The 20,633-nt window shown below is 66.2% G+C and carries 16 protein-coding genes; 3 read left to right on the top strand and 13 right to left on the bottom strand.

Annotated features, from left to right (window positions below):
- Positions 1-320 precede the first annotated feature (320 nt).
- From IEV62_RS18395 to IEV62_RS14225, 3 genes are all read right to left on the bottom strand, one after another.
- Positions 321-767, bottom strand: a complete 447-nt coding sequence (locus IEV62_RS18395; RefSeq protein ID WP_308511142.1) for an acyltransferase — start codon at positions 765-767, stop codon at positions 321-323.
- 495 nt (positions 768-1,262) lie between these two features.
- A complete protein-coding gene (locus IEV62_RS14220) occupies positions 1,263-1,997 on the bottom strand; it encodes a hypothetical protein (RefSeq protein WP_188448633.1) in 735 nt (244 codons plus the stop codon).
- 75 nt (positions 1,998-2,072) lie between these two features.
- Positions 2,073-3,527, bottom strand: a complete 1,455-nt coding sequence (locus IEV62_RS14225; protein WP_188448738.1) for a helicase HerA domain-containing protein — start codon at positions 3,525-3,527, stop codon at positions 2,073-2,075.
- A gap of 126 nt (positions 3,528-3,653) precedes the next feature.
- On the opposite strand from IEV62_RS14225, the gene IEV62_RS14230 reads away from it, so the two are divergent.
- Positions 3,654-4,205 (top strand): GNAT family N-acetyltransferase, encoded by a 552-nt coding sequence (locus IEV62_RS14230; protein ID WP_188448634.1) that lies wholly within the window; start codon positions 3,654-3,656, stop codon positions 4,203-4,205.
- Here the strand turns inward: IEV62_RS14230 and IEV62_RS14235 are convergent.
- The 4 genes from IEV62_RS14235 to IEV62_RS14250 all read right to left on the bottom strand — a co-directional run bounded on the left by IEV62_RS14235 (position 4,147) and on the right by IEV62_RS14250 (position 9,677).
- The gene (locus IEV62_RS14235) at positions 4,147-5,190 is read right to left on the bottom strand and encodes an acetate/propionate family kinase (protein ID WP_188448636.1); all 1,044 of its coding nucleotides are present in this window, start codon (positions 5,188-5,190) and stop codon (positions 4,147-4,149) included. The genes IEV62_RS14230 and IEV62_RS14235 overlap by 59 nt on opposite strands.
- Positions 5,190-7,589 (bottom strand): phosphoketolase family protein, encoded by a 2,400-nt coding sequence (locus IEV62_RS14240; RefSeq protein WP_188448638.1) that lies wholly within the window; start codon positions 7,587-7,589, stop codon positions 5,190-5,192. Before IEV62_RS14240 ends, IEV62_RS14235 begins: the two co-directional genes overlap by 1 nt.
- Before the next feature lie 121 nt (positions 7,590-7,710).
- The gene (locus tag IEV62_RS14245; protein WP_188448640.1) at positions 7,711-8,514 is read right to left on the bottom strand and encodes a class I SAM-dependent methyltransferase; all 804 of its coding nucleotides are present in this window, start codon (positions 8,512-8,514) and stop codon (positions 7,711-7,713) included.
- A 74-nt stretch (positions 8,515-8,588) separates the two neighbouring features.
- Entirely contained in the window at positions 8,589-9,677 is a 1,089-nt protein-coding gene (locus IEV62_RS14250; protein WP_188448642.1) for a serine hydrolase domain-containing protein, read from the bottom strand.
- A 24-nt stretch (positions 9,678-9,701) separates the two neighbouring features.
- Between IEV62_RS14250 and IEV62_RS14255 the strand changes: the two genes are divergently transcribed.
- Positions 9,702-10,046: a hypothetical protein gene (locus tag IEV62_RS14255; RefSeq protein ID WP_188448644.1), complete on the top strand. Its 345-nt coding sequence runs from the start codon at positions 9,702-9,704 to the stop codon at positions 10,044-10,046.
- A gap of 16 nt (positions 10,047-10,062) precedes the next feature.
- Here IEV62_RS14255 and IEV62_RS14260 read toward each other — a convergent pair whose 3' ends face one another.
- Complete coding sequence (locus IEV62_RS14260; RefSeq protein WP_188448646.1) at positions 10,063-11,712, bottom strand: M20/M25/M40 family metallo-hydrolase; 1,650 nt, start codon at positions 11,710-11,712, stop codon at positions 10,063-10,065.
- Between the two features lie 101 nt (positions 11,713-11,813).
- Here IEV62_RS14260 and IEV62_RS14265 point away from each other — a divergent pair, with 101 nt between their 5' ends.
- Positions 11,814-13,721: a CocE/NonD family hydrolase gene (locus IEV62_RS14265; RefSeq protein ID WP_188448648.1), complete on the top strand. Its 1,908-nt coding sequence runs from the start codon at positions 11,814-11,816 to the stop codon at positions 13,719-13,721.
- A 4-nt stretch (positions 13,722-13,725) separates the two neighbouring features.
- On the opposite strand, the gene mobA is transcribed toward IEV62_RS14265, so the two are convergent.
- From mobA to IEV62_RS14290, 5 genes are all read right to left on the bottom strand, one after another.
- Complete coding sequence (gene mobA, locus IEV62_RS14270; RefSeq protein WP_188448650.1) at positions 13,726-14,265, bottom strand: molybdenum cofactor guanylyltransferase; 540 nt, start codon at positions 14,263-14,265, stop codon at positions 13,726-13,728.
- Positions 14,262-15,041, bottom strand: coding sequence for a formate dehydrogenase accessory sulfurtransferase FdhD (gene fdhD, locus IEV62_RS14275; RefSeq protein WP_188448652.1), 780 nt, complete (start codon positions 15,039-15,041; stop codon positions 14,262-14,264). The genes mobA and fdhD overlap by 4 nt, the downstream gene beginning before the upstream one ends.
- A gap of 8 nt (positions 15,042-15,049) precedes the next feature.
- Positions 15,050-17,341, bottom strand: a complete 2,292-nt coding sequence (locus tag IEV62_RS14280; RefSeq protein ID WP_188448654.1) for an FdhF/YdeP family oxidoreductase — start codon at positions 17,339-17,341, stop codon at positions 15,050-15,052.
- 70 nt (positions 17,342-17,411) lie between these two features.
- Positions 17,412-19,901, bottom strand: coding sequence for an ABC transporter permease (locus IEV62_RS14285; RefSeq protein ID WP_188448656.1), 2,490 nt, complete (start codon positions 19,899-19,901; stop codon positions 17,412-17,414).
- Positions 19,898-20,602, bottom strand: coding sequence for an ABC transporter ATP-binding protein (locus IEV62_RS14290; protein ID WP_188448658.1), 705 nt, complete (start codon positions 20,600-20,602; stop codon positions 19,898-19,900). The genes IEV62_RS14285 and IEV62_RS14290 overlap by 4 nt, the downstream gene beginning before the upstream one ends.
- Positions 20,603-20,633 lie beyond the last annotated feature (31 nt).

The following is a 20,633-nucleotide window of genomic DNA, read 5'->3' on the forward strand; positions in this document are numbered from 1 at the left end:
CTCGTTGAAGGAACTCCATCGTCCGCCACCGCCTCCGCGGGACCAAACCTCAGCGCACGCGCGCTACCTCACCGCAAACTCCACTGCCGCGCAGCGGCTTCGTGCATTGGGCGCGAGCCGACCGACCGCTTTCGCGCCCGATAGCCGCCGTTCCGCTTTTGGGCGAGAGCGTGATGCGGCGGGCACCTAAACGGCGATAAGTGGTGGAAAGGGCCCAGTCTGCTTTTGCACCAAATCGTTTGAAACCAGACGTTGCTCGGCGTGCGTTAATGAGATGAATATCCGTCCCGGATCGATTGCGCTTGGCCCGCAATTGACGTCTACCTCCACGACACATCGCTGACTTCGCGCGCGGGTATTCCCACCGCCAAGCGATGCGCGCCGATGTCCCGCGTTACGATCGACCCCGCGCCGATCACCGCACCATCCCCGATCGTCACGCCCTTGAGCACGGTGACACCCGCGCCGATCCAAACGCTCGCACCGATGTGGATCGGCTGCGGCGCACTGTCGCGCCCGTCGATGCTATGCTGGTCCCAATCCATCGCGCGAAAATTCTCGCCGATGAACGTGCCGTCGCCGATCGTGATGGCGGAATAGCATTGCAGCCTCCCGCCAACGTTGATGTACCCGCTACCCAACGTCAACGCCGCACCCCGATACACGTCGATCCGGCAACCGGACAGGATGCTGAAGTTCCCTTCAAGCCGACACATCGCGTTGTCGTGCAGGATGAAATGGCCGGCGACGCTGGGGCTGTTTGGCAAGTTCGCCCCGATGTGGACACGTCCAGGCCCGTCGAACTGCGAACCGCTCGCCCGCATCGCGGTGCGTCGATAGGGAATGATCGAAAGGTTGCCGCGCCGGAGTGCAAGGTAAGCAGCCTTCGGCAAAGACACTGCTCCAACTAAGCCGAGCAGCCTACGAAGTTTCGGCTTTATGATGTCCTGCTGTAACACGCTTTCGACCAAACGCTTTCAGCGGCGTCACGATCCCGGATAGCGAGCCATAACGTCTATCAAATTCGCGGAAGCTGATGAAGCAAGGTTGACCGGCTACCTTCCGCACACTTGGAGATCATTTCGAATATGAGCGCGGCCCTGTCCGCTAAGCAGCGTGGTGGCAGCTTTCAGGTTTCGGCGGACGGACACGTGAACCTCTGAAAGTGGGCGCTTTCTGCCTGTCCGCTTTCCCCACGAATAGCTGCTGGTCGGCCTCCCCTGAAGAGGAGGAGGCAAACGTCCGGGTCACCGCTCTACAACCTACTTCGTAAACCCCACCGTCAAATCAAACCGGATCTTCACCCACGCCCCGATCATCGGCTTCCCCCCGATCCGCGGCGGGCGCACGCGGAATTGCCACGCCGCCAGCCGCAGCGCGCGCGACAGGCCACCACCCGGCGGCGATTCCTCGATCGAGCGGCAATTCTCGACGCGGAAATCGGGCGCGGTCTTGCACGCGATCAGCGCCCAGCCCGTCCCCTTGGCATAATCCTTCAGATACGGGGCCAGCTCGGCATCGCGCGGCTCGCGATACCATTCGGCATTGTACAGCGCGCCGCCGCCCGGCCCCTGCCCCGGCCCGTACGCGGCGACGCTGTCGCGGCCGGTTCCCTCGCCGTCGCCCTCACCCTGCGCCGACGGGATCTTGCCGATGTCGGACGCGGCAAAGTCCTGCGGGCTGAGCTGGATCAGCTTGGTCGGCGGTGCCTTGACCGGCGCTATCGGCGGCGCGACGGGCGGCGGCGGTGCCGCCGACGCGGTCTTGACCGGGTTGCGCTTGCTCGCGACCTTGGCCTTCTGCGCTTCCTTGGCGATCGGCGGGCCGACCGGGCGGACATCGAAGGTGCTCAGCCGCGGCTGCTTCACGACTTTCGTGAACATCCCGCTGCCCAGCGTCGTCAACAGCAGCAAAATCAGGCCTTCGACGATCAGCGCAAGCACGATCCCGCGCCAGCGCGGCCGGTCCGATGCGGAACTATACGAATCGGCGCTCATCGCCGGCTTGCCTAGGGCGCGCCGTGCCGCGCTGCAACAGACACGCGATGCCGCAATCGTGACCTTTTGTTCACGTCACCCGATTTCGGCCGATGCCGTGGTCCACCCCAGCGCCGGGACGGTGACCGAGCGCTTGCCCGCCAAGTCGATTCGCGTGACCAGCAGCCCACGCCCCTCGATATAGCCGAGCACACGCCGCGCCCGGCCGATCGACGACGTGCCATAGGTCCGCGCGAGTTCTGCATCGCTCGGGCACGGCTCCGCTTCGCGCGCGGCGCGGGCGACCAGCAGGAAGCAGCCGAGCATTTCGTCGGGCAGATCCTGCGCCGCTGCGATCACCTCGGCCCAATCGGTGTCGAGCCCATCGAAAATCCCCGCGCGCGCCGCCGCCAGCCGCCGCGAGAAGCCCGACGGATCGAGCGGCGCGGGATGCACCCCGACCATCCGGCAGCGCACCTGAAAGTCCTGATACAGCACCGCTGCCGGGCGCGCCGCGGCATCGGGATCGGCGACGATCGCGTGGAGCACGTCGCCGATCACCTGCGCCAGCTGCGCGGCGTCATAGCGTGGCTCGGGGGCTGCGCGATCGGGCGCGGCCACCGTTTCGATCCGGTCGAGCAGGTGCTCGGCCAGCGGCGGGCGCGGCGGCGGCGGTGGCGCGGGGCGCACCGGCTCCTCCATTTCGGCGAACAGAAATTGCCGCATTTCGCCCGCTTCCTGCTGCGGCAGCGGGGTCAGCGTCGGCCCGCCGCCGCGCGATCCCGTTTCGACCGGCCCGATCCGGATCGCCACCGGTCGCCGCGACACGGCCGGCCCGAGCGCGAGGAAGGTGCCGCGCGCCAGATCGCGGATTTGTTCGGCCTGGCGCCGCTCCATCCCGAGCAGATCGGCCGCACGCGCCATGTCGATGTCGAGGAAGGTCCGACCCATCAGGAAATTGGAGGCTTCGGCGGCGACGTTCTTGGCGAGCTTGGCAAGCCGCTGCGTTGCGATGATCCCGGCCAGACCACGCTTGCGCCCGCGGCACATCAGGTTGGTCATCGCGCCCAGCGACGCGCGCCGCACCTCCTCGGTCACTTCCGCGCCCATCGATGGCGCGAAGATTTGCGCTTCGTCGACCACGACGAGCGCGGGATACCAATGTTCGCGCGGGGCATCGAACAGCGCCGACAGAAACGCGGCGGCGCAGCGCATCTGCCCCTCCATTTCGAGGCCCTCCAAATCGAGCACGACCGAGGTGCGATGTTCGCGGATTCTGGCACCGAATTTTGCAACTTCGGCGATCGAATACTCCATTGCCGAAATCGCGATATGGCCATAGGCGTCGCCCAAAGTCACGAAATCGCCCTCGGGATCGATGATGATCTGCTGCACTTGCCCCGCGCTGCGTTCGAGCAAGCGCCTGAGAAGATGCGATTTTCCCGAGCCCGAATTGCCCTGGACGAGCAACCGCGTCGCGAGCAATTCCGCCAGATCGATCGGCACGGACTGGCCCGCGCCGTCGAGCCCCATGTCGACCTGAAACGTCATCCGGAGCGCATGAACGATGCCGGGGGCCGGGGGCAAGGGATAACGATATCCGGGGTCCTGGCATCGGCGCGGCTAGGTAGATTCCGGTCCTCCCGCGTGCCGTCATCGCTTGGTATTTCGACGATCATGCACGCACCGAGCCATCATCTCACCACCCGCACCGGGTTCGCGTTTCATGTCCGTCCGGCCCGACCCGAGGATGAGGGAACGGTTGCCGAGTTCTTCACCCACGTCACGCGCGAGGACCTGCGCTTCCGCTTCCTGACCGGCCTGTCCGAGGTCGGGCACGACCAGATCGTCGCGCTGACGCATGTCGATCATCGCTGGTCGGAGAATTTCCTCGCCTTCACCGGCGATGGATCGACGATGATCGCGACCGCGATGCTCGCCTGCGATGCGACGTTCGAGCATGGCGAGGTCGCGATCGCGCTGTCGAAGGATTACAAGCGCCACGGCATCGGCTGGGAATTGCTGGCGCATGTCGCGCGCTTTGCCGAGACCAAGGGTGTGCGTGTGCTCGAGGCGATCGAATCGCGCGAGAATCACGCCGCAATCGAACTGGAACGCGACATGGGCTTCACGGTCGAACCCTATCCGGGCGACCCGACCTTGCTGCTGGTCAGCCGCAAGCTGATGGCCGATGGCTTGCCGCCTGGAGCGCGTCCGCGCCCGATGTAAGGGCGGCGACGTGCTGCGCGATCTGCTGGCCCTCCTGCGAAGGCATGGTCCGCGAGACGATGGGACCCGCGAAACTCAGATCGGCACAGATCGCGGCGCGCACGACCGCGTCATGCTCGCCAATGCCGCCAGTAAAGACGATCAGATCGGCGCCCCCCAGCGTCGCCAGCATCCCCGCAATTGCCTTGGCAACGGAGCGACAGAAGATGCGGATCGCCAGATCAGCAGCGGCATCGCCGGCGGCATGCAGCGCCCGCAGATCCGCCGAGCGCCCCGACAGGCCGAGCAGCCCGGATTGCCGGTCGATCAGCGCCTCGAGCGCGACCGCGTCCATGCCGCGCTCGCGCAGCAGATAGAGCAGCACGCCGGGATCGATATCGCCGGTGCGCGTGCCCATCACCACCCCGCCCGACGGGGTCAGCCCCATGCTCGTATCAACCGAACGCCCGCCGCGCACCGCTGTCACGCTCGCACCATTGCCGAGATGCGCGATGATCAACCGATCGGGCACCGCATCGCCGAGCTGCGCCAGAATCGACTCGCACGACAGTCCGTGAAAGCCGTAGCGGTGGATCCCTTCCGCGCGCATCGAAGCGGGTAGCGGCAGGACCGCCGCCACATCGGGCATATCGGCGTGAAAGCCGGTATCGAAACACGCCACATGCGGCACGTCGGGATAGCGCGCCTGCGCGGCCGCGATCATCGCCAGCGCCGCCGGCCCATGGAGCGGCGCAAAGGCGCTCGCATGCTCCAGGCGGACAAGGATCGCTGGGTCGATCAGTACCGGCGCGAACAGATCGATGCCGCCGTGCACGATGCGGTGGCCGATCGCATCGGGGTGAACGTCGCCAATGCGGTCGAACAGGTCGGCGTCAATCCCGGCATGTTCGACCTCGCCCGCCGAGACCTCGACCACCGCTTCGCCTACGTCATACACGCCGAACTTCACCGACGACGACCCGCCGTTGAGCGCCAGCACGCGCATCACCGCGCCCATTGCCAATCGCGCACCTCGGGCAAATCCTCACCATGTTCGGCGATGTAGAGCTTGTGGCGCTCGATCGCGGTCCAATAGACCGCGCGGGCATTGGGGACCATGTGCGCCAGGCGCGGGATGCGCTCGATCGCATCGAGCGCGAGGCGATAGCGATCGAGATCGTTGAGCACGACCATGTCGAACGGCGTGGTCGTCGTCCCCTCCTCCTTATAGCCGCGCACATGGAAATTATCGTGGTTGGGCCGCCGATAGGTCAGCCGGTGGACCAAGGTCGGATAGCCGTGGAACGCGAACACCACGGGCTTGTCGGCGGTGAACAGCGCGCCGAACGCGCGGTCGTCGAGGCCGTGCGGATGCTCGCTCTGCGGTTGCAGCACCATCAAATCGACGACGTTCACCACCCGGATGCGGATATCGGGCACCTGTTCGCGCAGCAGCGTCACCGCCGCCATCGTCTCCAGCGTCGGCACATCGCCCGCGCACGCCATTACCACATCTGGCTCGCCCGCATCGCTGGCGAATTCCCAAATCCCTGCCCCGGTCGTGCAATGCCGCACCGCATCGTCCACGCCGAGCCACTGCCACTCGGGCTGCTTGCCCGCGACGATGACGTTCACATAGCCGCGGCTGCGCAGGCAGTGATCCGCCACCGACAACAGGCAGTTCGCATCGGCCGGCAGATAAATGCGCGCGATCTCGGCCTTCTTGTTGGCGACGTGGTCGAGAAACCCCGGATCCTGATGCGACAGGCCATTATGGTCCTGCCGCCAGACATGCGATGTGAGCAGGTAATTGAGCGACGCAATCGGCCGCCGCCACGGGATGCCGCGCGTCACCTTGAGCCACTTCGCATGCTGATTGACCATCGAATCGACGATGTGGACGAACGCTTCGTAGCAACTGAACAGCCCGTGCCGCCCGGTCAGCAAATAGCCCTCGAGCCAGCCCTGGCAGAGATGCTCGCTCAGCACCTCCATCACGCGACCGTCGCGGTCGAGATGCTCGTCGACCGCCTCGGTTTCTGCCATCCACGCCTTGCCGGTCACCTCATACACCGCCTGCAAGCGGTTCGAGGCGGTCTCGTCGGGGCCGAACAGGCGGAAATTGGCGGTGGCCAGGTTGAGCGCCATCACGTCGCGCAAGTAATGACCAAGCGTCGCGGTCGCCGCCGCCTTCACCGCGCCGGGGACGGGCACGGCGATAGCATGGTCGCGGAAATCGGGCAGGACGAGTGGCTTGAGCAGCTCGCCGCCATTGGCGTGCGGATTGGCGCCCATGCGCCGGTGGCCGGTGGGGCTGAGCGACGCATACTCCTCGCGGAATTTGCCGGTCTCGTCGAACAGTTCGTGCGCATCATAGCTTTTGAGCCACGCCTCGAGCTGGACGAGATGCTCGGGGTCCGTGAAATCGGCGATCGGCACTTGATGCGCGCGCCACGTGCCCTCGACGGGCTTGCCATCGACGATCTTCGGACCGGTCCAACCCTTGGGCGTCTGCAGTACGATCATCGGCCAGCGGCGCCGCGCCGGATCGCTCGCGCCACCCCGCGCCTCGGCCTGGATCGCCTGTATTTCCGTCAGCACACGGTCCATCGTCGCGGCGAGCGCTTGGTGCACCACCGCCGGATCGTCGCCGACCACGAAATGCGGCTCATGGCCGTAACCGCGCAGCAGGTCCGTCAACTCTTCGCGCCCGATCCGCGCGAGCACGGTCGGATTGGCGATCTTGAAGCCGTTGAGATGCAGGATCGGCAACACCGCGCCATCGCGCGCGGGGTTGAGGAACTTGTTGCTGTGCCAGCTCGTGGCGAGCGCGCCGGTCTCGGCCTCGCCATCACCGACCACGCACGCGACGATCAAGTCGGGATTGTCGAATACCGCACCGTAAGCATGGGCCAGCGCATAGCCGAGTTCGCCACCCTCATGGATCGACCCCGGCGTCTCGGGCGCGACATGGCTGGGGATGCCGCCCGGCCAGGAGAATTGCCGGAACAGCCGGTCCATCCCGCCCGTGCTGCGTTCGATCGCGGGATAGCGCTCGGTATAGGAGCCTTCGAGATAGGTATTGGCGACCAACCCCGGTCCGCCATGCCCCGGCCCGATCACCGCGATCATGTTGAGATCATGCTGCACGATCAGCCGGTTGAGGTGGACGTAGAGCAAGTTCAGCCCCGGTGTCGTGCCCCAATGCCCGAGCAAACGGGTCTTCACGTCGGCAAGCGTGAGGGGGCGATCGAGCAACGGATTGGACCGCAGATAGATTTGCCCGACCGACAGATAATTCGCCGCGCGCCAATAGCCGTGCATCCGCCGCAGCATCTCGGGCGACAGCGTTTCCGGCGGGAGCGGAGCGTCCGCTGGCAAGGCGGAAGCAATCGGTTCGGGCATGGGAATTCCTGTCACCGCGGGCGTGTCTATCCCATGCCCGCGAACGTTGGCGCGCGGGAGCATCGGAAACTACGCACGCCGCAGAGGGCAGTTGGCAGCGCGCGCAGTATGAGACGTCGGTTCAGCGCTTCGGCTTGATGAACCGGATCGTCATGCGGTCACTTTCCCCGATCGCGGCATATTTGGCGCGGTCGACATCGCCCAATTGATAGGTTGGGGGCAAGGTCCACACACCCTCGGCATAATCCGCTTTGTCTTTGGGATTCGCGTTGATTTCCGACATGGCCGCGACTTGGAAACCGGCCCGCTTGGCGAAGGCCACCACGCTCGACACCTTCATATAGCCGCTCTTTTCCTCGGCGGCGGCATCGCGTGCCTCGGGCAAGCGGTGCTCGACGATGCCCAGCGTCCCACCGGGCTTAAGCATGCGGTACATTTCGGCAAAGGCGGCCTGGGTCCGGTCGACCCCGGCAAAGCGCAGATTGTGGATATTGCGGAAGGTCAGGACCACATCGGCGCTGCCCGCCGGCACGACGGGTTCGCCGGCCGCCGCCGGAAAGGCGGCAAGTTTGACCTTGCCGTACACCGCAGGCTTGGCCGCCTGGAGCCGCTTGATTCCGTCGAGCCCCTTGGCCCAGCCGCCCGCCGCATAATAACTGCCGCGCGCGTTCAGATAGGGCGCCAGAATTTCGGTGTACCACCCGCCACCGGGGATGAGTTCGACGACGGTATCGGTCGGCTTCACCCCGAAAAAGGCCAGCGTCTGCGCCGGGTGGCGCGCAGGATCGCGCGCAACGTTGGCGGGCGTGCGTGAAGGTGCCGCGACCGCCTTGGCGAGATGGCTCGGCGCGGTGATCGCCTGGCCGACCGCGACGCTGGAGACGGCGATGGCAACCGCACCGACAGCAACCTTAATGATCCTCATATGCACCGCATCTCTTCTGGAAATTGATGACCGAACAGTGCGAGGCAATGCCGTCCGATGCAAGCGGGTTACGGTCATCGTGGGACGGTCGCGGGACCGGACCGCACCGATCGATCAACCGGCACGCGATCGACGATCCGGGCAAGCGTTGCCCGCAGCGCCGCAAACGCCGGCGTATCGTCCTGCGTCTTGCCCAGCCGCACCAGCACCATCCGCTGATCGGGCGAGGCGATGACGAATTGCCCGAGATGACCGAGGCACGATACGAGCGTATCGGGCCCGTGCCCGGGAAACAGCGCTGGCACCCGATCGGCCCCGCCCGCACGATTGAGCCATAGCTGACCGCCATATTCGCGATTGGTGGGGGACGGCGTCTTCATGAAGGCAAGCCAGTCGGGATCGACGATGCGTTGCCCGTCGCGACCCCGACCGTCGAGCAGCACGTGCCCCAAACGTCCATAATCATCGAGCGTCATATAGATCAGCGACCCGCCGATCTGCGTCCCGATCCCGTCGAAATCCAGCATCGCGCTCGTGATGCCGGCCGGACCGAACAAGCGACGCTGGGCGAAGGCGCGATAGCTCCGCGCGCGCTCCTTGGGGTCAGCGCTCGCGGTCAGCGTCCGGGTGATGATCTCACTCAGGATGAGTGTGGTCAGCGAGCTATATTCGAACGTCTTGCCCGGTTGCGCCTCGAGCGGAACGCCGATCGCACGCTGCGCCATTGCCTGCGTACCGCTGACGAACAGGACCTGATTGGTGTCCGATGCCTCGACCGGATCGCCGACTTCGGTATGCCGCAAACCCGATGACATGTTGAGCAGCATCCTGAGCGTGATCGCACGGCGCGGATCATTCGCGCCGTGCCATTCCGCGACGGGCGCGGGCGCGTCGAGCGACAGCTTTCGATCGGCGACGAGTGCGCCGACGAGCAGCGCAGTGACCGTCTTGGCCATCGACCAACTGACGAAGCGGTTCGCATCCGAATAGCCGGGTTCGTACACTTTCGCGACCACCCGCCCGTCGCGGATCATCAGCGCAGCCCGCGTCTCGCCCACGCCAGCGGAGAAGAGCGAATCCAGCGGCGCAGGGGTGGTGGCAGCGGGTGCGCTGCCCGCAACAAGCATGGCGGCGAGCATCATCCAATGGCTGTTCTTTTGCATGCACCAAGCCTAGGCTTGGCGGTGATGAATGCAAGGCACACCCTCTTCACCGCGATGATCGGCGCTGCGCTCGTAGCGGGCGGCGCGGGCTTCGTTTGGGTGGCCGCGCACCGTGCGCAACTGGAACTCGGCGTGGGCTATGCCGCGCGGGTGGCGTGCGGGTGCCGTTATGTCGATGGACGGTCGCTGGGCGATTGCCACAAGGATTTCGAACCCGGCATGGAGCCGATCCGGCTTTCGGAAAACCCCGCGACCAAGGTCGTTACGGCATCGGTCCCGCTGATCGCCAGCCGCAGCGTACGCTACGATCCCGTGCTCGGCTGCCAGCCCGAGCCGTTTCGGGGAACCGCGCTGATCGTCAAACACTGACGATCCGCCGCACCGCTTAACGGCGCAACGCCGCGCTTTTGTCGCGGATCGCCTTGAATTCCGAGGTCGGTTTCCAGCTCGGCCACGCCGCGGAATTCGCCACCTCGCGGCCGATCGTCAGCATCACGTCGATATCCTGCTTGGCGCCCGCCAAATTCCAGTCGGGCGACCAGGCATCGCACGTCTGGTGGTAGCATTTGCCGGTATAAGCATCGATCCACGCTTGCCCGGCCGCCACGCCGCCTGTCTCCAGATCGGAGGCCCCGGCGATTCCCATTTGCAGCAAAACGGGCACGCCACGCTTGGCCAGGCTGAAATGGTCGGCGCGGTAGAACAGCCCGCGCTCGGGCAGGCCCTCGGGCGTCACCCGCCGCCCCTGCGTCGCGGCGATCCGCGCCATATCGTCCTGCAGACTGTCTTGCCCGACGCCAACGAGGATCACGTCCTTCGCGCGCCCGGCGGTTTGCAGAATGTCGATCGTCAGGTTGGCCGCCGTCGTCTCGAGCGGATAGACCGGGTGCGTCGCATAATATTCCGACCCGAGCAGCCCGCGCTCCTCGGCAGTCCATACCGCGAAAGCAATCGTGCGCCGGGGGGCGGGTTCGGCCTTCAGAAGGCGCGCGATGTCGAGCAGCGCGGCGACGCCCAGGCCATCGTCATTGGCACCGGGGCGGATCGTCTTGCCGTCCTTATCGGCCGGGCCGACCCCGTACGCATCCCAATGCGCGCCGAACATCACCGTCTCACCGGGGGCGCCGGTGCCGGGGATTTTGGCAAGCACATTGTGGCTCTCGACCACTTCATGGCTGACCGGGATCGCGGCGGAGAAGGTTGCGCCCTGCAGCACCACCGGCTTGAAGCCGCTTTGCCGCGCGGCAGTGCGCAGCGTGGCAAGATCGAGCCCCGCGCCCATGAACAAAGCGGTCGCGGCATCGCCGTTCAGCCAGCCTTGCAAGCGCAGGCTGGTGATCTGCCCGGCCGGGCGCACGATGTCATAGGCTTCGCCCTGCCCGGAAACCACGACGTTCCAGCCATAGCCAGCACCCGGCGTATCGTGGATGATCAGCGCGCCAATCGCGCCGCGCCGCGCCATTTCTTCGAACTTATAGGTCCAGCGGCCATAATAGGTCATCGTCCGGCCGCCGAATTTGCCAAAGGCGGAATCGCCTTGCACCGCTTCGAAATCGGGATCGTTGACCAGGATGACCGCGACCTTGCCGTGCAGGTCGACGCCCTTGAAATCGTCCCAGCCGCGCTCGGGCGCGCTGACGCCATAGCCGACGAAGACCAGCGGCGCGTTCGCGATCACGGCCTTGTCGCTGGGTTGCAACGACCAGGCATAGGCTTGCGCGCCGCGCGTCCATGCCTGCCACGCGCCCTTGACCGAAACGCCGAATTTTTCGGGCTCCCCAAGTTTGGTGTGGAGCAGCGGCACCGTCTGCGTCCATGTCCCGTCCGGCCCACCCGGCTGCAGGCCGAGCGCCGCGAAGCGCTTGGTGAGATAGTCGATCGTCACGGCTTCACCGGGCCCGCCCGGCGCGCGGCCATGGAAGGCGTCGGATGATATGTCCTGCACGGTCTTGGTGATTGCGGCGGTATCGACGCCCTGCGCGAGAGCGGGTGTCGCGACGGCGAGCAAAGCGAGCGGGATCATGTGTTTCAGCATGGCCGCCACTTTAGCGTCAGGGGATCAACCGACAAGTCGTTGATCGCGTGCCGTTCTGCCTTATGGTCGACGCAGACCGATCCAGCCCCGGAGCCTGCCCGATGAAACATCCGTTCCTGCTCGCCGCCTCCATGGCGCTGCTCGCCGCGCCGATCGCCGCGCAGCAGACGTCGTTTCCCCCGAGCGACATCCCGAAGAGCTTCGCCACGCCGATCGAAGCGCGCGATTATGTGAAGCGCGAAGTGATGATCCCGATGCGCGACGGGACCAAGCTCTACACCGTCATCGTCTTTCCCAAGGGGCTTACCAACGCGCCGATCGTGCTGACGCGGACGCCCTACAACGCGAAGGCGCGCGCCAAGCGGATGGACAGCCCGTCGATCCTGTCGACGCTGCCGCTGGCCGACGAAATCTTCGTCAAGGGCGGCTATATCCGCGTCTATCAGGACATTCGCGGCAAATACGGGTCGGAGGGCGATTACATCGTCACGCGCCCGGTCCGCGGGCCGCTGAACGCAACCACGACCGATCATGTCACCGACGCCTACGACACGATCGACTGGCTGGTGAACAAGGCCAATCTGCCCGAATCGAACGGCCGCGTCGGGATGATCGGGTCGTCCTACGAAGGTTTCACCGTGGTGATGGCGCTGCTCGCGCCGCATCCCGCGCTGAAGGTCGCGGTGCCCGAAAGCCCGATGATCGACGGGTGGATGGGCGACGACTGGTTCCATTACGGCGCGTTCCGGCTTGCCAACATCGGCTGGGTCGGATCGCAGACCGGCTACAAAGGCGAGGGCAGCGAACCCGCCACCGGCATCTACGACAATTATGAGGAGTTTCGCCGGCTCGGCGGTGCGAACGAATGGGCCAAGAAATCGGGCTTCGATCAGCTCCCCGCATGGCAGAAAATGGTCGCGCACCCCGCTTACGACGGCTTCTGGCAAGGCCAGGCGCTCGACAAGATGCTCGCCGCCAACCCCTCCAACGTGCCGACGCTATGGGAACAGGGGCTGTGGGATCAGGAGGATATGTACGGCGCGATCACATCGTGGGAAGCGCTCAAGGCCAAGGGCAAGATCGGCAACAACTTCCTCGTGATGGGGCCGTGGCGGCACAGCCAGGTCAATCGCGACGGGCGCGAGCTCGGGCCGCTGAAGTGGGACGGCGATACCGCCGCGCAGTTCCGCGAAAAGATGGTCCTGCCGCTGTTCGATCAATATCTGAAGGATGGCCCCGCCGCCAATCTCCCCGCCGCCACGATCTACAATACCGGCGAGAATAAATGGGACCGCTTCGCCAACTGGCCGCTCGCGTGTGAGCAGGGCTGCGCCGCGCCGCTCAAGCCGCTGTATCTGCAGGCCGATGGCGGTCTGGGCTTCGACAAAGGCGCGGTCGGGGGCGACTCCTATGTCTCCAATCCCGCCAAGCCCGTCCCGCATTTGCCGCGCCCGGTGAATTTCGGCGACGGACGCTGGCCCGATTGGCTGGTCAGCGACCAGCGCCACGCCGATGGCCGCCCCGATGTGGAAACCTATGTCACCGATGTACTGACCGCGCCGATGCGCCTCGCGGGCGCGCCGATCGCCGACATCTACGCCAAGACGACCGGCAGCGACGGCGATTTCGTGGTCAAGCTGATCGACGTCTATCCCGACGAAGTCGCGGGCGATGCCAAGATGGGCGGCTATCAGCTCGCGATCAGTCTCGACATCTTCCGGGGCCGTTACCGCGACAGCTTCGATAAACCCAGCGCGATCCCCTCCGGCAAGACGCAGCGCTATCGTTTCCGCTTGCCGACGGTGAACCACGTCTTCCAGCCCGGCCACCGGGTGATGGTGCAGGTCCAGTCGAGCCTGTTCCCGCTTTACGATCGCAACCCGCAGACATTCGTGCCCAACATCTTCCTGGCGAAGAAGGCCGATTACCAGAAGGCGACCGTTACGATCGAACGCGGCGGCGCGAGCGCAAGCGCGGTGTGGCTGCCGCTGGTGCCGGCGGGGAAGTGAGCGCTTAGCTTGGTGCCAGCAAAAGGCGTTCAAGATCAGCCGGTGTGTTGACGTTCGGAATGGGCCGCGGGAGGGCGATCGGGACGGCTCCGATCGCCGCGATCCAGCCGCGCATCGACCGGCGCGGGTCGGTTGCGAGGTGCGCGATCAGCGCGTCGAACAGGTCAGCAGGCCAATAACCGATGATCGGCGCGTCGGTCACGAACGTCGCGCGTTCAGACTTGCCCAAGCGGGATAGCAGATCGGGATCGAGGATCGGCGTGTCGCAACCGACCGAGAGCACCCCGGCATAGTGGTGCCGTTGCGCATAGTGCAGCGCTCCGGCGAGTCCGCCGAGCGGCCCGAGCTCAGTACGCGGCACATCCGCGACGCTTTTCATCCCCGGCGGCGGTGCGCGATGGCCGCACACGACGAGTCCATCCACAAAGGGTCCAAGCGCGTCGGCCACGCGCACGATCATCGGCTGACCGCCCAGATCGGCAAACGCCTTGTCGCTGCCGAAGCGGCGCGATTGCCCGCCCGCCAGGATCGCGCCGAGGATCACGCCGTAACCGTCAGGATCGCATCGGGCCGCGCCAGTACCACCAGCGTCAACCCGCACGCTTTCGCGCGGGCGATGGCCAGGTCGGTCGCCGCCGAGATCGTCACCAGCGTCGCGCACCCCGCCAACGCGGCTTTCTCGACCAGCTCATAGCTGCAGCGCGACGACAGCAAGGCGAAGCCGCCGTCCCACGCCACGCCCGCGCGGGCCGTCGCGCCGATCAATTTGTCGAAGGCGTTGTGCCGTCCGACATCTTCGCGCACGGCGAGAATCTGCCCGTCCTGCGAACAGCGCGCAGCGGCGTGAACGGCCCCGGTGCTGCGATTGAGCGGCTGATGGTCGCGCAGTTCGGCCAGCGCGCGAAAGATCGCGTCGGCGGCGATCGGCGGCTGCGCGGGCACCGCCGGCAAAGGCCGCAGCGCCTGTCCGAGATTTTCGATCCCGCACAAGCCGCAGGACGAATCCGAGGTACGGTGCCGCACGCGCTCGAACAAAGCGGGCGCGCGGTCTGCGGACAGCGTCACCCGCACGATCTCGCCTCGCTCGGTCGTGTGGCACTCCACATCGACGATCTCGTCGCGGTGCGACACCAGCCGCTCGCTCAGCGCGAAACCGACCGCGAAATCTCGCAAGTCGCATGGCGTCGCCATCATCACGGCATAGCCCAAGCCGTTGAACTCAAGCGCGAGCGGCCGTTCGAGCGGGACGCTGCGCGCAATCGGCTCGGCCGACCCGTCGCGCGCGGTTCGGACGAAAGCGACGCGCGTCTCCCCGTTCACGCCCCGGCTCAAACCGAGTCCGCGACGATCCGCACCGGCACCGATTTCGACGCCGGCGTCTTCGACAGATCGTCATGCAGCCCAATCGGAACCAGCACGTTGCACTCCGGGTAGTAAGACGCGATCGTCCCGCGCGGCAGGCGATACCCGGTCAGCTTCAGACCGCCGAGCTGCCGGTCCACGCCATCGTCGGTGTCGGTGATCATCCGCACCATCTGGCCTTCGTGCAAACCCGCTTCGGCAATGTCGTCGGGGTTCATCAGCACAACGTCGCGCGTGCCTTCGATCCCGTGGAAGCGATCGGAATAGCCATAAATCGTCGTGTTGAATTGATCGTTCGAGCGGATCGTCATCAGCCGGTAGCGCCCCGGCGCATCCTGGAAACCGACCGAATTGAGCGCGCCCGGCGTGGTGAACACCGCCTTGCCGCTTTCGGTCTTCCAGATCCGCTGGTGCGCACCATTGCCGCGGTAGAAACCGCCGGGTTCGAACATGCGAGCATTATAGTCGCGGAAATCCTCCGGATAGGTCCGTTCGATCAAGTCGCGGACAAGGCCGTAATCGGCAGTCCAGTCATCCCAGCGCAGCTTGTCGTTCGGCGCGACCGCCGCCTTGGCAATGCCGGTCACGATCGCCAATTCGCTTTTCACGCTATCCGAAACCGGCGCGCGCTTGCCGACCGATCCGTTGATCATCGAGAAACTGTCTTCGGTCGTGACCACCTGATTGCCGCCCGCCTGCGCGTCGATCTCGTAGCGGCCAAGGCAGGGCAGAATATAGGCCTGCTTGCCCGGGAACAGGTGGCTGCGATTAAGCTTGGTCGAGACCATGACGGTCAGGTCCTGCGCGCCCCACGCTTGCTCCAGCCGCTGCTGATCAGGCACCGCACGCAGCAAATTCCCGCCGAGGCAGACGAAGGCGCGGACCTTGCCCGCAAACAGCCCCTCAGTCGCTTCGACGATGTTCATGCCATCGTCGCGCGGTGAGGTGATGTCGAACAAAGCGTCGATCGTGTCGAGCGGAACGAGATGCGCCTTTTCGGCAATGCCGACGGTGCGCTGCCCCTGCACATTGCTATGCCCGCGCACCGGACAGCAGCCCGCGCCGGGCCTGCCGATATTCCCGCGCAGCAGCAGCAGGTTGACCAGCATCGCCACGTTGAGCGAGCCATGCGCATGCTGCGTCAGGCCCATGCCGTACACGCCGATTACGCGTTCGGCCTCGATATAAACCTGCGCGGCATCGCGGATCGCCGCTTCGGTGAGGCCGCTTTCATGCGCAATCTCGGCCCAGTCGGCAGCGCGGCATTGCGCGATGAAGGCGTCGAAGCCGGTGGTGTGCTCCGCGACGAAGGCGTGATCTATGATTTCGGCTTGGCCCGCTGTGGTCGCCGCGTCATCGGCCTCGACCACGCATTTGCACATGCCGAGCAACACCGCGATGTCGCCACCGGCCTTTAGCTGGTGATATTGGTCGGAGATCTTGGTCGCCTTGCCGGTCAGCATCGCGGCCGGACTTTGCGGATCGACGAACGACACCAGACCCTGTTCGATGATCGGGTTGAAAGTGACGATCTTTGCGCCGCGCTCCTTCGCCTCCTTCAGCGGGTGGAGGAACCGCGGGCTGTTGGTGCCAGGATTCTGCCCGAAGAAGAAGAACGCATCGGCCTTGGCCAGATCGTCCCAGACGATCGTCCCGACCGGTGACCCGATCACCTTGGTCAGCCCGACAGACGTCGTCTCGTGGCACATGTTCGAGCTTTGCGGCAGATTGTTGGTGCCGAACGCGCGCGCCAGCAGCGCATAAAGATACGACGCCTCGAGCCCGGCATGACCCGACGCGTAGAAGACGGCGTCGTTCGGTTCGAGCGGCTTGAGCGCCGCGCCGATGCCCGCAAAGGCTTCGTCCCACGTGACTTCAACATAGCGATCGCTTGCCGCGTCATAGCGCAGCGGGTGCGTCAGCCGTCCGGTCTTTTCGAGATCGTGATCGGCCCAGTCGCGCAACGCGGTGACGGTATGGCGCTCGTCCGCCCAGAAGGCGGGCGTGCTGCGCGCGCTGGTCAATTCCCACAGCGTCGCCTTCGCGCCATTCTCGCAAAATTCGAATGCCGCGTAATTCGCTGGCTTGGGCCAGGCGCACGACACACACATCACGCCCTTGGGCTTGTTGAGCTGGCCCAGCGTGGCAAGCGACGCAGGGGAAGACCAGCTTTCGCCGAAAATCCGGGCGATGCCCTTGAGCGATCCCCAACCCCCGGCGGGGCCAGGCGAATGCGGCAAATCACGCTGATCGGTCATGGTCTTCTTTCGCTGGAACGCTCGAACCTTAGCCGTAACGCCTAGGCCTGCGGAAGGGTGCTTATGCGCCTTACAAGTCGCGCAACGCTTCGGCCGGGCGCGCCCGCAAAGCGGGCAGGCTGCCCGCGACCCCAGCGCCAAGCGTCATTACCGCAGCGCTCGCCAGCGTCACCGCGACGATGTCCCAGCGTGGTGCCCAGGCGATGTCGAACACCTGCCGCACGACAAACCACCCCGCCCCCGCACCGATCGTCAACGCGACGACCGCGAGGATCGCCGACAGGATCGCATATTCGATCGCCTGCGCGCCGAGCACTTGGCGACTGCTCCCGCCCAGCAATTTCAGGATCACCGCATCGTAGCGCCGCGCCCGCCCCGACGCCGACACCGCGCCGATCAGCACCGCGATCCCTGCCGCCACCGTCACCGCCGCCGCCGCGCGGATCGCGAGCGCGACTTGCCCCAGCACCGCGCCGACTTGCCCAATCACATCGCCGACGCGGATCAGCGTCACCGACGGCAGTGCCTCGGCGACGCGTCGGGCGATCGCGCCGTCTTGGCTTGGCGGCGCGTAGACGCTGGCGAGCAGGCCGTGCGGCGCTTCCTCGATATAACCGGGCGAGAAAACGATCGCGAAGTTCAACCCAAGCCCGCCCCAGTCGATCGTCCTGAGCGCCGCGATTCGCGCAGGCACCTCAACCCCGAGCACCGACACCGTGATACTGTCGCCGACTTTCAGGCCGAGCGCAGCGGCGGCCTTGTCCTCCAGCGAGACCAGCGGGGGTCCGCGATAGTCAGTCGGCCACCACTTCCCCGCCGCAACCACATTGCGCGGCGGCAGTTGCGCCGAATAGGTGATCGTCCGGTCGCCGCGCAGCACCCATGCCCCCGCGGGCAGCGTCTTCATGTCGGCGACGCGCTGCCCACGCAGCGCGACGATCGCACCGCGCAGCGATGGCAGTGATTCGATTCGCGCGTCGGGGGCGGCACCGCTCACTGCGCTGGCGAAGGTCGCCGCATCTCCGGGCTGAAGGTCGATCGCGAAGAAACGCGGGGCCTTGGTCGGGGCAGCATTGCGCAATTCCGACGACAGGCTCGAATCGATCACCGCCAGCGCGACGAACAGCGAGAAGCCAAGGCCGAGCGCCACCACCAGCCGATCGGTTTGCGCGCCGGGGCGGTGCAGATTGGCGATCGCGAGGCGCAGCAGCGGCGTGCGGGCGCGTGGCACGCGCGCGGCGGCGAAGCGGACGGCGATGCCGATCACCCACAACACGCCGATCACCGCCGACACTGCGCCGACAAAGCCGAGCGCCAGCAACTGGTTCGACGCCGTCAGCACGGCGAGCGCGACGAGCGCCGCGACCAGCACCGCCATCACCGCCAGCACGCCCGGTGCGGGCCAGCGGCGTGGCGCGAGCGCATCGCGCAGCAAAGTGGCAGCGGGCACGTCGCGCGCACGGGCCAGCGCAGGCACCGCGAACAGGAGCGCGACGAGCAAGGCAAGCAGCGCGGCGGTCGCCAACGGCACCGGATACAAAGCGAGGCGTGGCGGCACCGGCAGCGCCGCGCCGACGAAAGCGGTCACGATCCACGGCACCGCCGCGCCGACCAGCAAGCCAGCGGCGATCCCACCCGCCGCGACGAGCCCGAGCTGTGCGAGGAAGATCGCGGCGATCGTCCGCGAGGTCGCACCCAGCACTTTCAGCGTCGCGATGATCTTTGCCTTGCCCGCAAGATAGGCCGCGACTCCGCTGCCAACGCCCACCCCGGCGATCGCCAGCGCGGCGAGCCCGACCAGCAACAGGAACTGGCCGAACTGGTCGATCCCGGTCCGCAGCCCTCCCGCCGCCCGGTCGCTCGTCTTGGCGGTCCAGCCCGCGCCGCGGAGCCGTACGAGCAGGCGCTCGCGTACCGTGACCGCGCTGGCGGCACGCGGTAGCACGATGCGATAGTGGCTCTCATACAGGCTGCCGGGCTGCACCAAGGCGGTCGCCTCCAGTCCGGCAAAATCGACCAGCACCGGCGGCCCCAAGGTAAAGCCGGCGCCGAGGCGATCGGGTTCCTCGGCAATGATGCCGATCACGCGCAGCCGCGCCATACCCAGCCGCAGCATGTCGCCGGATTTCACGCGCAGCCGTTCGGCAAGCGCAGGCGCGATCGCGATTTCGCGCCCGCGTGGCCGGTCCGCCAGCGCGCCGGGCGCGAGCCGGAAGCGCCCGACCAGCGGCCATGCCGCATCGGTCCCACGCAAATCCACCAAGGTCGCAGGGCCGCCGGCATCGGCCATCCCGCGCATCGACACCGTCTCGGCAACGCGTCCAGCCTGGGTGAAGACCGCAAGCTCCTCAACGGTCGCGCGGCGTTGCGACACGCTGAACTCGACGTCGCCGCCGAGAATTTGCCGTCCGTTCGCGTCGAGCGCGGCAATCATGCTCGCGGCGAGGCTTCCGATCCCGGCAAGCGCCGCCGTCCCGAGAAAGAGGCACGCGGCAAGCAACAGCAGCCCGCGACCGCCCCGTCGCAAATCCCTGAACGCAAGCCGCCAGACAATGCTCAAGCGCTAACCCGATCGGCCACGATCCGGCCATCGGCCAGATCAATCACACGCGCACACCGCGCCGCAAGCGCCGGGTCGTGCGTGATGACGAACAGTGTCGTCCCGCTCGCCGCGTGCCGTTCGAAGAGCAAATCCATGATCGCCGCCCCCGTCGCGGTATCGAGATTGCCGGTCGGCTCGTCGGCGAAGATCAAGGCGGGTCGCGCCACCAAAGCCCGGGCGATGGCAACGCGCTGCTGCTCGCCGCCCGACAATTGCGCGGGATAATGGCCAGTGCGGTGGCCAAGGCCGACGGCGGCAAGCTCGGTCGCGGCGCGCGCGAAGGCGTCGCGCTCCCCCGCCAGCTCGAGCGGGACCGCAACATTTTCGAGCGCGGTCATGGTGGGAAGCAAATGAAATGCCTGCAGCACGATCCCGATCCGTCCGCGCCGCGCAACGGCGAGCGCGTCCTCGTCGAGCGCAGTGAAATCCAGCCCCGCAACTTCGACCGTCCCGCCGCTCGGCTGTTCCAGTCCCGACAACACCGCCATCAGCGACGATTTGCCCGATCCCGAGGGTCCAAGCAGCGCGACGCTCTCCCCGGCGGCGACGCTCAGGTCGATCCCGCGCAGGATTTCGACGCGCGACGGCGCCCGGCCAAGCGAGAGGGAGACATTGCGCGCGGAGATCAGCGCGCTATTTGGGGGGGATGCTATGGTCACGTCTCAAGCGATATGGATGGTCGCGACGAAT

This window comes from Sphingomonas psychrolutea (assembly GCF_014636175.1).
Lineage (GTDB): Bacteria > Pseudomonadota > Alphaproteobacteria > Sphingomonadales > Sphingomonadaceae > Sphingomonas > Sphingomonas psychrolutea.

Excerpts from the sequence above, each read along its gene's own strand:
- IEV62_RS14255 (WP_188448644.1), top strand. The coding sequence starts at position 9,702 with ATGAATGCAAGGCACACCCTCTTCACCGCGATGATCGGCGCTGCGCTC.
- IEV62_RS14260 (WP_188448646.1), bottom strand. The coding sequence starts at position 11,712 with ATGCTGAAACACATGATCCCGCTCGCTTTGCTCGCCGTCGCGACACCC.
- IEV62_RS14220 (WP_188448633.1), bottom strand. The coding sequence starts at position 1,997 with ATGAGCGCCGATTCGTATAGTTCCGCATCGGACCGGCCGCGCTGGCGC.
- IEV62_RS14235 (WP_188448636.1), bottom strand. The coding sequence starts at position 5,190 with ATGCGCGTGCTGGCGCTCAACGGCGGGTCGTCGTCGGTGAAGTTCGGC.
- IEV62_RS14265 (WP_188448648.1), top strand. The coding sequence starts at position 11,814 with ATGAAACATCCGTTCCTGCTCGCCGCCTCCATGGCGCTGCTCGCCGCG.
- IEV62_RS14245 (WP_188448640.1), bottom strand. The coding sequence starts at position 8,514 with ATGAGGATCATTAAGGTTGCTGTCGGTGCGGTTGCCATCGCCGTCTCC.
- IEV62_RS14240 (WP_188448638.1), bottom strand. The coding sequence starts at position 7,589 with ATGCCCGAACCGATTGCTTCCGCCTTGCCAGCGGACGCTCCGCTCCCG.
- IEV62_RS14250 (WP_188448642.1), bottom strand. The coding sequence starts at position 9,677 with ATGCAAAAGAACAGCCATTGGATGATGCTCGCCGCCATGCTTGTTGCG.
- IEV62_RS14225 (WP_188448738.1), bottom strand. The coding sequence starts at position 3,527 with ATGACGTTTCAGGTCGACATGGGGCTCGACGGCGCGGGCCAGTCCGTG.
- IEV62_RS14280 (WP_188448654.1), bottom strand. The coding sequence starts at position 17,341 with ATGACCGATCAGCGTGATTTGCCGCATTCGCCTGGCCCCGCCGGGGGT.
- IEV62_RS14230 (WP_188448634.1), top strand. The coding sequence starts at position 3,654 with ATGCACGCACCGAGCCATCATCTCACCACCCGCACCGGGTTCGCGTTT.